Here is a 14,844-nt window from a genome sequence, read left to right as displayed (position 1 = left end):
CTTAATCGTCATGCAGCATGCCGGAGCTGTACTGATTGAGACTGCTGCCGATACTGTTGCCACCGAACTTCAACGTATTGGCGTTGCGCCCCTCCGGCGACTGACAGTCGCTGGAGAAACAACGGGTGGTGGTCAAACCACCCGCGCCGGAACAGGCACTCAACACCGATACTGCAGCAGCAATCAACAGCACTTTGACGACATTCAGGCGCATGGCACGATTCCCCTCGGGATGAACAGCGACGATCTTGTCTGAACATCCTAGGCCTGCGCCGAACCCGGCAAGATGAAACTTTGCTCATCGCCAGGGAGATTACCAACGCTGAATGGCTCAACAAACGTCCGGCGCTGAGCCAAGTTATCGAGCGGATCAGTGCGAGCTGAAAGCGATCAGCTCTTCAGCCACGCACTCGTCGGGATCTGCGCCAATGATTTGAAGGCAGGCCTGGCGAACCAGTAACCCTGCATCAAGTAAATACCGCAATCGGCGAGAAAATCTCGTTCCTCGGCATCTTCTATGCCTTCGGCGATCACCTCCACGCCCAACTCTCTGCACATGTTCACCACGTTACGCACGATGATCTGGCGCACTCGGTCACGGTGAATATTGCGGATCAGCGCCATATCCAGCTTGATCAAGTCCGGTTGAAAATCCGCCAACAAGTTAAGGCCGGAATAGCCTGCGCCAAAGTCGTCGATCGCCGTCTTGAAACCAAACTCGCGATACTCACGCAAGATAGTCATCAAATGCTTGTTGCTTTCAACGTGCTCGCCTTCCACGGCTTCGAAGATCAGCCGCTCCAGCGGAAAGCCGTAAGTGCGCGCCGCTTCCAGCGTGCTGCGAATACACATCTCTGGACGGTAAACGGCATTCGGCAAAAAATTGATCGACAGGTACTGCGTCATCCCTAACTCAGCCGCCGTGGAAATCGCCCGCACACGACACAGTTGATCGAATCGATAACGGTTTTGATCGTCCACCTGCTCCAGGACAGACAAGGCACCTTCACCCTTCACGCCTCGAACCAACGCTTCGTGGGCAAACGTCGTTTGATCGCGCAGATCCACAATGGGCTGAAAGGCGAAGGCAAAATCCATGTCCGGCATGCCGTTGCTCTTACAGCCCTGGCAGCCTCCGGCAGACGCGAATGATTTTGGAAAGTCGGTCATGACACCCTCTGATAACGGGTTGTAACCTTCCATGGCGGTTAATAAACAGCCGCAGGACTGACTCATCTGCAAACCAGGCGACAACTGCAGCCCGACGGCGCCTGAATATTTGAAGGCGCCGCGTGCTCTACATACAAATGATCAGGTGCGGAAATGCGCGGTCATTCGCTGCAGGTCCTGCCCCAGTGACGCCAACTCGACCGTCGCAGCCGCACTCTCCTCACTGGCAACCGCCGACTGGTCAGCCACATCCCGTACGCTGACGATGCTGCGATTGATTTCGTCGGCCACGGCACTTTGCTGCTCGGCAGCGGCCGAGATTTGCAGGCTCATCTCCTGGATCGTACCGATGGACTGGTTGATCTCGGTGATTGCCAGCTCGGCCTTCTGCGCCAACACCACCGTATCGAGGGTGCGCTCGCGGCTGGAGGCCATCAGTGTCGAGGCCGCTTGCGCGCCTTGTTGCAGGGTGACGATCAGCGCTTCGATTTCCTTGGTCGAGTCCTGCGTGCGTTGAGCCAGCGAGCGCACTTCGTCTGCCACCACGGCGAACCCACGCCCCTGTTCTCCCGCCCGCGCGGCTTCGATTGCGGCGTTCAACGCGAGCAGATTGGTCTGCTCGGCGACGGCTTTGATGACATCGATCACTTTGCCGATCTGCTCACTGTCCTGAGACAGCACGTTCATCGCGCCGCCCAACTCTTCAATGGCCACCGCGAGTTCACTGATCTGCAACGTCGCCTGCTTCACCACCGTACTGCCGTGGCGCGCCTGTTGATCGGCCAGGGTCGCGGCAGCGGAGGCATCGGTGGTGTTACGCGCAACTTCCTGCACGGTCGAGGCCATTTCGTGCATCGCCGTGGCGACTTGATCCACTTCGCTTTTTTGCTGACGCACGCCAGCGCTGGTCTGCTCGCTCATGGCCGAGAGCTTTTCCGCAGAAGTGGAAATATGCGTCACGCCATTGCCGATACCTTGCACCAGTGTGTTCAGGTTTTGCGCCATGTCCTGCATCGCATTTTGCAGATCGCCCAACTCGTCTTTGCGGTTTGATTTGGCCTGTACCGTCAGATCGCCCTTGGCAATCCGTCGAGCCAGTTCAACCGTCAGCGCCAGCGGTGCAGTGATCTGGCGCGAGATGACCACCGAAGCAAACAGCCCGATCACCAGCGCCAACACGGTCAATACGGCGATCTGAACAAAGGCTGAGTGCTGATCTTCACGCGCCAGGCGCTGCTGGGTGTCCATCAGGCCATTCATGATCTTGTCCATCGCCTTGCTTTCCTGGTCGACCTGGTCGCGCATGTTCTGTTTCTGCTCGAACAGCCCGGCCACTTCCACCAATACTTCGCGATAACGACGCATCCCGGCATGCGCATCTTCCAGTTGACTCGACAGGGTCGCCGGCAAGTTGCTACGCGCCTTGGTGATATCACTCAAGAAGGTATCGATGGTTTCCATCATCAGTTTTTTGTTCGCGTCGTTAGGCACCGCAATGTAACGACGCAACATCAGGCGAAACGTGGTCATGCCATTGCGCAAGTCGGCCAGCGTGCGCAGATCCCGAACGCGTTCGCCATCGGCAGACGCCAGCGCATTGGTCGTGGTGGTTTCAAGCATGCCGGCAAAAGTTTGCGCGTACTTGTCCGACAGCGCAGTCAGCGGTTTCAGAGCATCAGTGGTCGACTGATCAGCAGCGATCAGCCGTTTGACCTTCTGGTCGTAGGCAACAATCGTGGCTTGCAAAGCCTTCAGGGCTTGCTGGTTCTCAGCGCGGGTCAAGGTGTCCAGCGCCTTGCTCACCAGGCCCTGCAAGACATTCAACTGCGCGTTATAGGACTCGGCGAACACTGCGTCAGCCGCGGCTTCGTACTGTTTCTCAGACAGACGCATATCTTGCGTCGCGTCATTCAACGTGCCGATCAGACGCGTCGTACTCAAGCGATCAACCAGCACGCTGTTGCTGTTATAGCCAATGAAGGCAACCGCCAAAACGGCCAGCAGAAGAATGCCGAAGCCGGTTCCCAACTTGCGGGAAACTTTGATGTCACCCAGGAAATTCGATGCTACTGCCATATTCAGCCTCAACGCCCTGACGCGAAACGCCAGGCACAAAAAATTGATCTCCGGTAACCACTGTCACCGTCCAGACATTCGGGGGTCGTCATCCAAGGCGTAATACGGGACGCTCCAGCTGTCCCGGAAATGCAAAATGCGGATGCTGTTGAGGCGTCGAGAAGAAACCCGACGCGAGCATCGGCAGACAAACCCGTCACGTCGCAAACAGAGGGTCTGCACGCTGGATTTATCGTTTCAGCAAAGGTGTCTGGAGGGATGCTAGTAATTTTGCGAAAACTTGTACAACTTTATATTTTTGTACAATCGTTGAACTTTTTGAGCCGCGTGATGACGCATTGCCATCATGATTTATGGCACATCGCTACTGGCGCAAAACCAGGCTGAAAATGCTGATTCAGGCGCCTGCCGACTCAGTCCCTTGCTGGCTTGGGAATCGCAATCCGGCTCCCAGTCTTGACCTCGCGCAACGCCAGACTCGACTGAATCGAGGCAATCCCCACCTGACGCCTGAGCACCTGCTCGATGAAATCGCTGTAGCTATCAAGATCCTCCGCCAACACCTGCAACACATAATCGGCATCGCCGGTGATCTTGTGGCAGGCCACCACCTGCGGCAATTGCGCAATCACCGCCTCGAAGGCGTCCGGCGCGTGGTCGGCGTGGGTGGAAAAACGAATGTGCACGAACGCCATGATATCCAGCCCGAGCATTCGCCGATCAAGGTTGGCCTGATAGCCCTTGATGACCCCGGCCTCCTCCATGCGCTTGCGCCGTCGCCAGCACGGCGTAAGGCTCAGCGACAGCCGCTCGCTAAGTTCAGCGTTGGAAATACTGGCGTCCTCCTGCAATAACTCAAGAATCGCCAGGTCGGTCTCGTCGAGGCTGATACGTTTGGATATTTTTTTCTGCATGACGCCATTCCTGAGTAAAAACGCCCGAATAATCGACTTAATAACGAACACAAAGCAAAGAAAGCGCAGCCAAGCCGGAACAGAATATTTGCACTGGCTAACAATAACGGATGCGCAGAATGTTTACAGTTTTCAGTGATTCCCACCGTTTGCACCACGGCACCGAATTGAAAGACGGCGTGCTCAAACCTTCTTTCGAGCAACCGAGTCGCGCCGACACCGTGCATAACCGAGTCAAACAGGTCGGCCTCGGGCAGATCGTCGAACCGCGCGCGTTTGATCGCTCGTGCTACGTCAACGCGCACAGCGAGCGCTACGTCAGTTTTCTGGAAAATGCCTGGAGCGAATGGCGCGCAACCGGTCGCACTCACGATGCCTTGCCGCTGGTATGGCCGGTGCGCGATCTGGCCGGCGAAGAGGTGCCGACGTTCATCGATGGCAAGCTGGGTTTCTTTGCCATGGATGCCGGCTCACCGATTACCGCGACGACTTGGCGAGCGGTGAAAACCAGCGCCGATATTGCCCTCACTGGCCTGGCCCTGCTTGATGAAGGCCACGACAGTGCCTTCGCCCTGTGTCGTCCGCCCGGCCATCACGCCGCGCGCGAATACATGGGCGGTTATTGCTACCTCAACAACGCCGCCATTGCCGCGCAACAAGCCATCACCCAAGGCGCCAAACGCGTCGCGGTGCTCGACGTCGACTTCCACCACGGCAACGGCACCCAGAACATTTTTTACCAGCGCAGCGACGTCATGTTCGTCTCGTTGCACGGCGAACCGGCGGTGTCCTATCCGTACTTCTCGGGCTACAGCCACGAAGTCGGCGCGGGTGTCGGCGAGGGTTACAACCTCAACTATCCCCTGCCGAAAAACACCACATGGGAGAGCTATCGCAACGCCCTGCTCCACGCCTGCAAAAAGCTTCAGCAGTTCGCCCCTGAAGTGCTGGTGATTTCCCTCGGTGTCGACACGTTCAAGGACGACCCCATCAGCCACTTCCTGCTGGAAAGTGATGACTTCATTGGCATCGGTGAACTGATCGCCAGCGTCGGCTGCCCGACCCTGTTCGTCATGGAGGGCGGCTACATGGTCGATGAGATCGGCATCAATGCAGTGAACGTGCTGCACGGTTTCGAGAGCAAACGCAGCTGAACCAGCCCGCGCTCTACAACCTTTCAATGACTGGATCGGAGAATAAGACCATGACGCTTTTTATAGATGTCGATGATGCTGCACGCCTGTTCACTCAAGTCGGTATCCGCCGCGCCATTCGCGAAATGGCCGGCTACATCGAAGCGGACTACGCACGCTGGGCACAGTTTGATAAATCACCGCGCACGGCCAATCACTCGGCAGACGGCGTGATCGAGTTGATGCCCACCGACGACGGCCAGCAGTACTCGTTCAAATACGTCAACGGCCACCCGAACAACGGTCAGCAGAATTTGCTCACGGTCATGGCCTTCGGGCTTCTGGCTGATGTGCAGAGTGGCTATCCGACGTTACTCAGCGAACTGACCTTGACCACCGCCGTGCGCACCGCAGCAACTTCCGCGCTGGTGGCGAAATCGCTGGCTCGCCCGGGTGCGACCTCGATGGCCCTGATCGGCAACGGTGCGCAAAGTGAATTTCAGGCGCTGGCCTTTCATGAAATGTTGGGCATCAACGAAATCCGCATTTTCGATATCGATCACGACGCCTCCGTCAAACTGAAGCACAACCTCGCCGCATTCCCGGACATCGACGTGATTCTGGCCAACTCCGTGAAGGACGCGGTCAAGGGCGCGGACATCGTCACCACGGTCACCGCCGACAAAGCCTACGCAACCATTCTGACGCCGGAGATGATCGAACCCGGCATGCACATCAACGCGGTCGGCGGTGACTGCCCGGGTAAAACCGAACTGCACGCCGACATCCTGCGCAACGCCCGGGTCATCGTCGAGTTCGAACCGCAAACGCGCATTGAGGGCGACATTCAGCAACTGGCAGCCGACTCCCCGGTGATCGAATTTTTCCGGATTGTGCAGGGCGAGATCGCCGGACGCGAAAACGCTACTCAGGTGACGGTGTTCGACTCGGTGGGTTTTGCCCTGGAAGACTTTTCCTCTCTGCGCTACCTGAAAGACCTGGCGCAGGCACAGCAAATCGGCCAGCGCATCCACCTCGTGCCGACGCCGGCCAACATCAAAAACCTCTTCCAACTGCTCGATCCGCAACCGGCCAAAACCTCGCGTCTGCGCACCGTCAGTTGATCACTAACAGCCGCCCCCAAGCCACAGGGGGCGATTCACCTTGTGATCAGCCGCTGCACCTCTAACAAGAACGCTCAACACCCACTTTCTGCCAAAACTCAAAAACATAAAATCAAGAGGTTTTGCAATGAAATCGACCCCTTCCGGGCTGCCTGAACAGCCCGCGCTGCAGCGCACGCTCAGCAATCGTCACATCCAGTTAATGGCCATGGGCGGTGCCATCGGGACCGGCCTGTTCATGGGCTCCGGGAAAATCATCGCCCTCTCCGGGACGTCGATCATCCTCATCTACATGATCATCGGCCTGTTCGTGTTTTTCGTCATGCGCGCCATGGGCGAAATGCTCCTGTCCAACCTCAACTTCAAAACCTTCGCCGACTTCGCCGGCGCCTACCTCGGCCCGCGCGCGGCGTTCTTCCTGGGCTGGTCGTACTGGCTGAGCTGGAGCGTGGCGGTGATCGGCGACGCCGTCGTGGTCGGCGGCTTCTTCCAGTACTGGTTCCCCGACGTCCCGGCGTGGATACCCGCCATCGGCATGCTGGCAACCCTGTTCGCACTCAACGTGCTGACGGTCAGGCTGTTCGGTGAAGTCGAATTCTGGTTCGCGATCATCAAGATCATTGCCGTCGTGACCCTGATCGGCGTCAGCACCGTGCTGATCGCCAGCTCGTTCGTCTCGCCCAGCGGCGTCACCGCGTCCCTGAGTCACCTGGTGGACAAACAAGCGGCGTTCCCTAACGGCTTGTTCGGCTTCTTCGCCGGATTTCAAATGGCGATCTTCTCCTTCGCCGGCACCGAGCTGATCGGCACCGCTGCCGCCGAAACCCGCTCGCCGGAGAGGACTCTGCCCAAGGCAATCAACTCGATTCCGCTGCGGATCATCCTGTTCTACGTCCTCGCGCTGACCTGCATTATTGCCGTGACCTCGTGGCAACAGGTTTCCCCGGTCAAGAGCCCTTTTGTCGAACTGTTCCTCGTCGCCGGATTTCCCGCAGCGGCCGGTATCGTCAACTTCGTGGTCCTGACCTCAGCGGCCTCCTCGGCCAACAGCGGCGTGTTTTCATCGAGCCGCATGCTGTTCGGACTGGCCAATCAGGACAACGCCCCCGGCCTATTCCGCCGACTGTCGAGCAACAGCGTGCCGCTGCTGAGTCTGGCGTTTACCACGCTATTGATGCTGGTCGGCGTGCTGGTGCTGTTCATCGTGCCGGAAGTCATGACCGCGTTCACCATCGTCTCTACCGTGTCGGCGATTCTGGTGATCTTCACCTGGTCGACCATCCTTGCGTCTTACATTGCCTACCGAAAAAAACGTCCGGATCTGCATGCGAAGTCGACTTACAAGATGCCCGGCGGCGTGCCGATGGCTTGGTTCTCGTTGGCATTTTTGGGGTTTGTGCTGTGTCTGCTGGCGTTGCGGCCTGACACGCGCATTGCCTTGATGGTGATGCCGGGGTGGTTTGTCTGGTTGGCGATTGCTTACCAGTTGACGCGGTTGAGGAGGCCTAAATCTGCGGTTGAGTCGGCGAGTCAGTTTGGCTAGATCTGCAAGCGAAAGCCGTCACCTTAAGGTGACGGCTTTTGTTTTCACTGAAAGGCTGTGCCAATCCTCGATCGATCGGATGAGTACCAGATTCCGGTGACTTTACCGGTAATGTCTTCGAGTGCGACCTGGCCCATAAAGCGGCTGTCGTTACTGCTGTCGCGGTTATCACCGAGCAGATAAACATGATCTTTCTCGACCACCGTCTGCGGCGTTTGCAGATAACGAGGATCCTTCACGCGATCTGGCGGCGCAAAGAACAGCCCCATGTTTTCGCCGTTGCGAATGACCTTACCGTCAACAATCGACAAGGTATCGCCACCCACCGCCGCCACACGTTTGACCGCCTCCGTGCCGTTGTAGCGATAAGTCACAATATCGCCCACTTGCAGCGCGTCGATGCGCATTTTGGTGACGATATAGTCACCGATCGAAAGGGTCGGAACCATCGAGCCAGAGGGGATGAAGTAAGTCTTGAACCCCAGCGTCGGGCCTCGCAATGGCCCCAAAAGAATCAGCGTGAGGATGACCAGCGCCACCACGTAAAACACGTGGAAGCGGGTGCTGGGGCTGTTCACCGGACGGTCGTTTTTGCGCACCGATATCGCTGCTGCCGTGGCTGAGCCGAGTTTCACCAGGACGATAAAGGTAGCGAAGACATAAAGGCCCACCGGCGTGGCAGGCACCCCGCAGACACCGAGTAAAATCACACCCAGATAAAGTAAAGCGGCAACACGCACCGCCCACTTCACCTGACCGGCATACACCAGACCCCAGCCGGCCACCAGGCACGACATCACGAATGCTTGCAACGGCAGCTTTGGCTTATCAGGAGCAGACATAAATTCTCTTCACGTAAATGGCTGAAAATCAAGCGCCCGGCCTATTCAGCCAACAGGGCGCTACGGGCAATGCAGAGGGGTTATTTAGCGGAAAAATAACCCGTCGTACGCAACTGCAGGCTGTACACCCAGATACCAAACACCAGTGCATATTCTTTGAACATCGGCAGAGTCAGCAGATGCACAACCGAACCGCTGTTCATCTGCGACAGAGAAAAGGCAATTCCCAGAATCAACGCGAGCATAAAGCACAGCGAACTGATCTTCTTTCTCGCCAGCAACAGCAAGCCGCCGACAAACATCAACAATGCCACCACGCAGACGTTCAACAACATCAGGAACGAAATATCCCCTTCCCGCGCTTGCTGAAACCCGTCATGAGCCACCCACAGACCGGCCTGAATCAATACGACAAAGCAATAAAAAACGGCCATGAAGACAACGGCGGGACGTGTGTTGTACCAAGCTCGGGACGATGTAGCTTCCATGGTGCGGCGACTCCTGAGTAAAGGCGCGGAATGCTACTAAATGGCCATCACCCTGTCCATTTCCCCGCCCTCATCTCGGCTGCTTTGCCCAGTGCGAACAGCCCCTCCGTGGCAACGGCTGAGCCGTTCACCACAAAGGGAACTGATTTACGCCTTCACCTCAACGTTATCCAACGCCTGATTCACCGCCAACTCCCCCAACATCACCACCTGCGCGATGCCGAGCGCGGTTTTGCGGTGCGAGGGGTCAAGTGCTGCGGCGAAGTTGTTGAGCATTTCCGAGGCGGAACTCAGCGTTTCACTGGCATTGGCCAGCAGGGATTCCGAGTCGTACTTGGGGTTGGCGAGGTACATGCGCTCGGGTTCGTTGACGCTGGCCATGATGTGGCCGGCGGGAAGGAGGTAGTGATCGAGCGCGCGCTCGGCGGCTTCGTGGAGTTTTTTGGGGTTGAGGGAATCGTAGGGGGATGCGGGGTCGGTTTCTGGTGGGTTGGGCGTTACTTTAAACATAGATGGAACTCCAGCACTTACAAAATGGGAGCCATCCACTCTCGCTACCAAACGAAGGGTGGTGACCATACACAGGTTGGTAGACCGGAGCACTGGAACCGGCGCTTCCGAAGAAGCCCTGAGCATGGCCACCATAATCCAGACGCAAGAATGCGACTGCATGAAGTGACGCGATGCATCAATGCTGCGGGTCTACCAAACCCGATCACTGGTTTTCAGTGACTCAGGAACGATAGAACCCGCGAGCTAGACGCACAAGCCGGCGGATTCTGTCTTAGGTGTAGGGGGAGGCGCAAGGTGGTGTAGGCTAAGGACTGCAAAAACAGACTACGTTTAAACACATCCAGATTTCTGCGTTTAGAACAAGTTCGACGAATTTAGTGATCGAACCAAAAACAGCCGCCAATTGCAGGAAGCATTGCGTTCTTTTTCAAGTGCTGTCTGTCGTTGCGATGATGGATTGGAATCACTGAATCTACAGCGCCCGCAGCGCTTGGCTTACAGCGCAACCTAAAAAATGCTGTACCACTTTTGTACCACCGGGCTTACCAGTCCCTGCGAACGGGATGTGCAAATCGTTAGGTTGCACGGTGGTTACCAACCGGCACGCTTCATTCAGCGGACTTGTTCTCCCGAAGTTTCACGCGAACTCTATGACCCCGGCCACCCTTTGCTGTGAAGAGGATAAAAAACAGATACCCTCCCGTCGCCTTCTGCGCGATGTAATCGGACTGATCAGCTAAGCCGATCCATTGATCTCCGACTTCAAAGCGATACGGGATACGTTGAGCTTGCGATGGTTGGTTGATTATGAAGGTCTCGGACGGCCTCCGGCGCGTAACGTATGCCCGCCACCAAGAATCAAAATACATACCTCCCAAATTTGTGATGGTCGTGGGTTGGTCTCCGACATTCCACGCTGTTATGGAGATGTATGTATTCGGGTCCTCAACTGGACCGCCGTAGATCCTCACCCCAGTCGTAGCGGACATATCTATCTTCGCTCCAGAAGCTAGCCACTTGTAAGCGTCCCAGCCTAGAACGAAGGTGGAAACCACGGCCGCATATGCGGCAAGCCCAAGCGTCAATAATTCGTTGGTATTGAACGCGTACGGTGCTACGGAAGCCAGAGCCATCGCGATTTTCCGTTTTAGAGAAATAATGTTAGTACCACGATATCTGGGCACACTGCCAAACGTATAGCCTGACCTCGACTAACTACCAACTCTAGCCTGCACATAGCCAACATAACGCCAGGCATCTGCATGTGGAGAGCCTGTCGCTCCAATCCCCAGCACTTCCTACAAACGCTTTCGCACGGGCAAAAACGACCTGCCTAAGAGTGTCCGTTCATCATCTGCGTCAGTGAGTAGCGCGGTCATCGGCTGTACCGGCTTATAGGGTGATTCCCTTTTTCGGGAAAGGCATCGGAAAAAGGTAATTTGGGTAAGCCGAATGGTCGATCTGGCTGAGAGCCTTGATTTCACTGGGCTGCAAAGGATCGGCATAAAGTAATTTATGAGTAATGTAGGGGTAAGGTAATTACCTTTTAAGGAAGTAATATTTATTTTTATGTATCCCTTACAAATCAGTCACTTACCGTCATATTACCTTTCTCATTACTCAAAATCACTTTTTGAGGTAAGCCAGCAAAGCCAATGAATCCGGGGCTTTCGCCGGTGTTCCGATATTCGAATTACCACATTACTTTTTTCCGATGCTGTTCCTGAAAAACAGACATCGGATGGATTCTTCTACCGACCTCCCAAGTCCGCCGGATCTGCCCTGTCAGACGGCCCACCCTTCGCAGGGATCCGCAGGCTTTCTGGCCCTCGAATCCATCACTACTGCACCCGGCCGTGGGGGCGCGCGGCCAGATGCAGGTCTGCGGAAAAAAAGACCCATTTAGCCCGCAGGCGAGGTGGGGGGACGACGGCGCGCGCCAGGTGCGTGTAGCACTTCACTGACACCGAGTAGCACGTCAACTCCCCGATCTTTTTTGACAGCTCGTCGCCCCACGCTCGCACCAATCTATCCAGCAGATTACTGTACAGACATACAGCATCTGTACAGTGATTGGTTCAAATGAATTTCGGACAGGCGAAAACTCTCAGGATGCAGCGATGGCGTTTAACCCTCGACGATAAGGACTTCCGAATGCAAAACCCCGAGGCGCAGCGGGAAACACTCCATGAAATGGCAGCAGCGTTGCTTGCCGAGGGGCTGATCGATCAGCTTGAACAGTTCGAAATGAACGAGATTGCTGATGCCGCGTACTGGCACGCCGTCGAGGAGCTGCAGAACTCACCAGACCATTACCGTGGCGCATCGACCTACAAGGTTGTACAGGTCACCAACGGCAAACTGCTGGGCACAATCAGCCGCTCGATTTTCAACTTCGCTACTGACGAACCACGCGGCGCCTCTTTTGCATATGACGGGAAGGTCTACTCCGACACGGACGGCGTGCGGCTAACCTTAGGGCTTTCCAGGAAGATTGGGAAAATTGCGGGATTGATTTTGGAAATGAATGGACGACAGTACCAGTTGATTGAAACTGATCGGATCATTGGCGGCGTTGACTGCAAGCCCTTGGACGACCCGGACGCGTATCGTGCTTTGGTTGATGCGGCACAGGTTGCTCAAGAAGAGCGGAACTTACGCGCATTCGAAAGACTGCGCCCTTTCATCGAGTCGGCAACGTTCTCCACATGTCCCGATTGCCTTGATCGCTTCAGCGAACGCGATGATTGCGAAACCTGTACCGGAAAAGGCTTTGTAGTCAAGCCATTGCCGGCGGGCCTGCGCTGATAGCTCAGCGCGAGGATCTGGCGATGTACGGATGGCTCTATCAATACAGCGGTATCTGGCACTTCATTACGGCGCTACGCATACCGACTACCCTGACCGACGCAACCGGCTAGCAACACTATGATGTTACAGCGCTACTCCTATCACACAACCGCACTCTTCCACCAGGAGACCGATTTTCTCCACGCCGACATAATCAGGTTGGCTTAGCACAAGTGAGAGAAATCAGAACTTAAGTGGAAGAGTTAATAAACCCTGCGAAAGTTTTGCCCGCCAAAATCTATTCACACCTATTCAAACACTCCCTAAGACTCTCAATACTAAAAAAAGGTGACGGCATTTTTTCTAGATATTCCGCACCACTAGAAGTATTCATTTTAAGTGATAGGTTACCAGTACCTTTATATTTTTTATCTAGAATACCCGACACCCTAGCCAACGACTCAATAAGACTCTGAAGGGTCTCATCTAAAACCTCAATCATTTGCTCTGTCACGTTATGCAGCGCAATTAATTGCCCCTCACCAACTACTGAAAAAGCTTCACATAGTGTGTGCTGTCCTGACTTACCAACCCCTGCGGCCTTCAAAGTAGCTCTATACTCGTCTAGGACAAGATTGCGATTTGAAAAATTCTCAAAGCAAGCTCTGTATCTCGCCTCCGCAAGATATATAGTGTCAATGGTAACTGTATCACCTACAGACAACGCGATATCAATAATACGAGGATCAACTCGTTCAGTGACACTTGGACTAATTGCAATTTTAGATATTTCCAAGAATCTAATCTTGCTATCTCGCACTGGATAAATGTTGTATTTTTTTATTGAGAACAGGTCATTTAATTGTGCCGTGAGGTGAATTACTGATCTGTGGACCACACTAAAGTCTAATTTCACTTCATTTGCTTTTTCAGTTCTTTGCTGTAGAAAATAGGAGCACCCAGCACCCGCCATGGCGCCTCCGAAACCAGCCGCTACGGGGCCACCTACATCCTTGAGCACTGCAATCACCAAGGGGCTAATCAATTGTGAAAATTCAGGCGAAAAAGCAAACACGCAGAGGAATATAAAAAAAACTGCGAAGCCTCCTAAAATTGACCCAATCACCAAAGGAAAAACCATAAAGACAACTCCCGTCTGAAAACTATCACCGTATTATTACTCACGGTCAGAGAGGAATGTGATTTTTCATTCATAGGAGCTAAAGAGGTTACACGTCCTTCCCTATCTCATATGTTTTAAACCTCATAACATCCTCACCTATCCAGTCATTTAGTTGGGTCATTCGCGTCTGAATCGGCTCCAGCTCATTGGCCGCGTAGATCTGGGCTGCCTCCCGAATCGATCCGAACCCGCCCGCGTTCTGCGGAACGATGCCCATCAGCTGCGGTGGAATGCGCAGGCTTGCCAACACGTCATCCCGCGTCTGATTCTTGATCGAGTTAAATTCATCCTTCGCTGACACCTCGCTGACGGGGATCAGCTGGATCCCGTCCTTCTTGCCGGTCGGCGAGTAGACGAACAAATTCCGAAAATTTCCCGGCCCCTTCGATTCCTTCAACGCCTTGCGCAACGCATCGATGTCCGCCTCGGTCTGCGCCGCATCAGTCATGTAAAGGATGAACCCGGCATGACTGCCGTTCTCGTAGTACTTGCGCCGAAAGAGCGTCGCCGACTCGTTCAGCAACGCCGACTGCAAAGCACTGATCCACTCCGGCAGCCCATAAATTTCCTGATGCAGATCCGCCTCACGCAGGTGAAAAATGCTGTCCGGCTCAAACGCGTGTTCATCCTTCCACCCCCGCACCTGGTAGAACTGCCCATCCGGCCCAGCACGCATGTACTTGGCCAAGGGGGTTTCAAGCTTGCGCACCCCACCCAACCGCGAACGCAGCCCCTCAAAATAGCCATTACCCAGGCACAAAAAATCCAACGCAAACTGCTCAAACGAAGCCCGCGACAACAGCGGATGCGGGATAAACGTCTTGCTCAACAGGTTGCGCTTGAACATCAACCCCGAATGCAAATGCACGCTCGCCCCCACCGACCGAGCCAGCCCATCCAACGAAAGCGGCGGCTCATACCACCGCCCGTTGAACCAGCACTCCAGGTAATCGAAAACCTCTCGTCCACCCAGCACCGGCGTCGGCTCGCCGAAAGAAAATACCTGAGTACCAGCGCCGGCGGCGGGTGTGGTCGCGGGCAATAGCGTCTGGTTGGCCATTTGTTCGG

Annotated in this window: 14 protein-coding genes and 1 pseudogene; 4 read left to right on the top strand and 11 right to left on the bottom strand. The window is 55.2% G+C overall.

The window, feature by feature from the left end; genetic code table 11:
* Position 1: 1 nt before the first annotated feature.
* The 5 genes and pseudogenes from CKW14_RS00690 to CKW14_RS00675 all read right to left on the bottom strand — a co-directional run bounded on the left by CKW14_RS00690 (position 2) and on the right by CKW14_RS00675 (position 4,160).
* Entirely contained in the window at positions 2 to 214 is a 213-nt protein-coding gene (locus tag CKW14_RS00690) for a hypothetical protein (RefSeq protein ID WP_038362448.1), read from the bottom strand.
* A gap of 176 nt (positions 215 to 390) precedes the next feature.
* The gene (locus tag CKW14_RS00685; RefSeq protein ID WP_095124390.1) at positions 391 to 1,170 is read right to left on the bottom strand and encodes an EAL domain-containing protein; all 780 of its coding nucleotides are present in this window, start codon (positions 1,168 to 1,170) and stop codon (positions 391 to 393) included.
* Between the two features lie 141 nt (positions 1,171 to 1,311).
* Positions 1,312 to 2,091, bottom strand: a complete 780-nt coding sequence (locus CKW14_RS30330; protein WP_371857719.1) for a methyl-accepting chemotaxis protein — start codon at positions 2,089 to 2,091, stop codon at positions 1,312 to 1,314.
* A gap of 78 nt (positions 2,092 to 2,169) precedes the next feature.
* A pseudogene (locus CKW14_RS30325) lies at positions 2,170 to 3,246 on the bottom strand (methyl-accepting chemotaxis protein); the annotation flags it as partial.
* 413 nt (positions 3,247 to 3,659) lie between these two features.
* Complete coding sequence (locus CKW14_RS00675; RefSeq protein ID WP_016987646.1) at positions 3,660 to 4,160, bottom strand: Lrp/AsnC family transcriptional regulator; 501 nt, start codon at positions 4,158 to 4,160, stop codon at positions 3,660 to 3,662.
* Between the two features lie 119 nt (positions 4,161 to 4,279).
* On the opposite strand from CKW14_RS00675, the gene CKW14_RS00670 reads away from it, so the two are divergent.
* The 3 genes from CKW14_RS00670 to CKW14_RS00660 all read left to right on the top strand — a co-directional run bounded on the left by CKW14_RS00670 (position 4,280) and on the right by CKW14_RS00660 (position 7,960).
* The gene (locus CKW14_RS00670; RefSeq protein ID WP_095124388.1) at positions 4,280 to 5,314 is read left to right on the top strand and encodes a histone deacetylase family protein; all 1,035 of its coding nucleotides are present in this window, start codon (positions 4,280 to 4,282) and stop codon (positions 5,312 to 5,314) included.
* Between the two features lie 50 nt (positions 5,315 to 5,364).
* The gene (locus CKW14_RS00665) at positions 5,365 to 6,417 is read left to right on the top strand and encodes an ornithine cyclodeaminase (protein WP_095124387.1); all 1,053 of its coding nucleotides are present in this window, start codon (positions 5,365 to 5,367) and stop codon (positions 6,415 to 6,417) included.
* Positions 6,418 to 6,544: 127 nt separating this feature from the next.
* Positions 6,545 to 7,960 carry an amino acid permease gene (locus CKW14_RS00660; protein WP_095124386.1) on the top strand — a complete coding sequence of 472 codons (1,416 nt, stop codon included), beginning with the start codon at positions 6,545 to 6,547 and terminating at the stop codon, positions 7,958 to 7,960.
* 44 nt (positions 7,961 to 8,004) lie between these two features.
* On the opposite strand, the gene lepB is transcribed toward CKW14_RS00660, so the two are convergent.
* The 4 genes from lepB to CKW14_RS00640 form a co-directional block, all read right to left on the bottom strand.
* Positions 8,005 to 8,802, bottom strand: coding sequence for a signal peptidase I (gene lepB, locus CKW14_RS00655; protein WP_095124385.1), 798 nt, complete (start codon positions 8,800 to 8,802; stop codon positions 8,005 to 8,007).
* Between the two features lie 80 nt (positions 8,803 to 8,882).
* Positions 8,883 to 9,290 carry a hypothetical protein gene (locus CKW14_RS00650; RefSeq protein WP_095124384.1) on the bottom strand — a complete coding sequence of 136 codons (408 nt, stop codon included), beginning with the start codon at positions 9,288 to 9,290 and terminating at the stop codon, positions 8,883 to 8,885.
* Between the two features lie 147 nt (positions 9,291 to 9,437).
* On the bottom strand, positions 9,438 to 9,800 hold the full coding sequence (locus tag CKW14_RS00645; RefSeq protein WP_007915520.1) for a DUF6124 family protein: 363 nt from the start codon (positions 9,798 to 9,800) through the stop codon (positions 9,438 to 9,440).
* 611 nt (positions 9,801 to 10,411) lie between these two features.
* Positions 10,412 to 10,936, bottom strand: a complete 525-nt coding sequence (locus CKW14_RS00640; RefSeq protein WP_095124383.1) for a hypothetical protein — start codon at positions 10,934 to 10,936, stop codon at positions 10,412 to 10,414.
* Positions 10,937 to 11,957: 1,021 nt separating this feature from the next.
* Here CKW14_RS00640 and CKW14_RS00635 point away from each other — a divergent pair.
* Positions 11,958 to 12,611: a hypothetical protein gene (locus CKW14_RS00635; protein ID WP_371857715.1), complete on the top strand. Its 654-nt coding sequence runs from the start codon at positions 11,958 to 11,960 to the stop codon at positions 12,609 to 12,611.
* A 280-nt stretch (positions 12,612 to 12,891) separates the two neighbouring features.
* Here the strand turns inward: CKW14_RS00635 and CKW14_RS00630 are convergent, their stop codons facing one another.
* Together CKW14_RS00630 and CKW14_RS00625 are read right to left on the bottom strand one after the other, a co-directional pair.
* Entirely contained in the window at positions 12,892 to 13,734 is an 843-nt protein-coding gene (locus CKW14_RS00630) for a hypothetical protein (protein ID WP_095124381.1), read from the bottom strand.
* A gap of 88 nt (positions 13,735 to 13,822) precedes the next feature.
* Positions 13,823 to 14,836 (bottom strand): phage portal protein, encoded by a 1,014-nt coding sequence (locus tag CKW14_RS00625; RefSeq protein WP_176471248.1) that lies wholly within the window; start codon positions 14,834 to 14,836, stop codon positions 13,823 to 13,825.
* Between the last annotated feature and the right edge of the window lie 8 nt (positions 14,837 to 14,844).

The organism is Pseudomonas sp. Irchel s3a12, from assembly GCF_900187485.1.
GTDB classification, from domain to species: domain Bacteria; phylum Pseudomonadota; class Gammaproteobacteria; order Pseudomonadales; family Pseudomonadaceae; genus Aquipseudomonas; species Aquipseudomonas neuropathica.
Note: the sequence above shows the minus strand (reverse complement) of the source record. Positions and strands in the feature narration are given on the sequence as shown.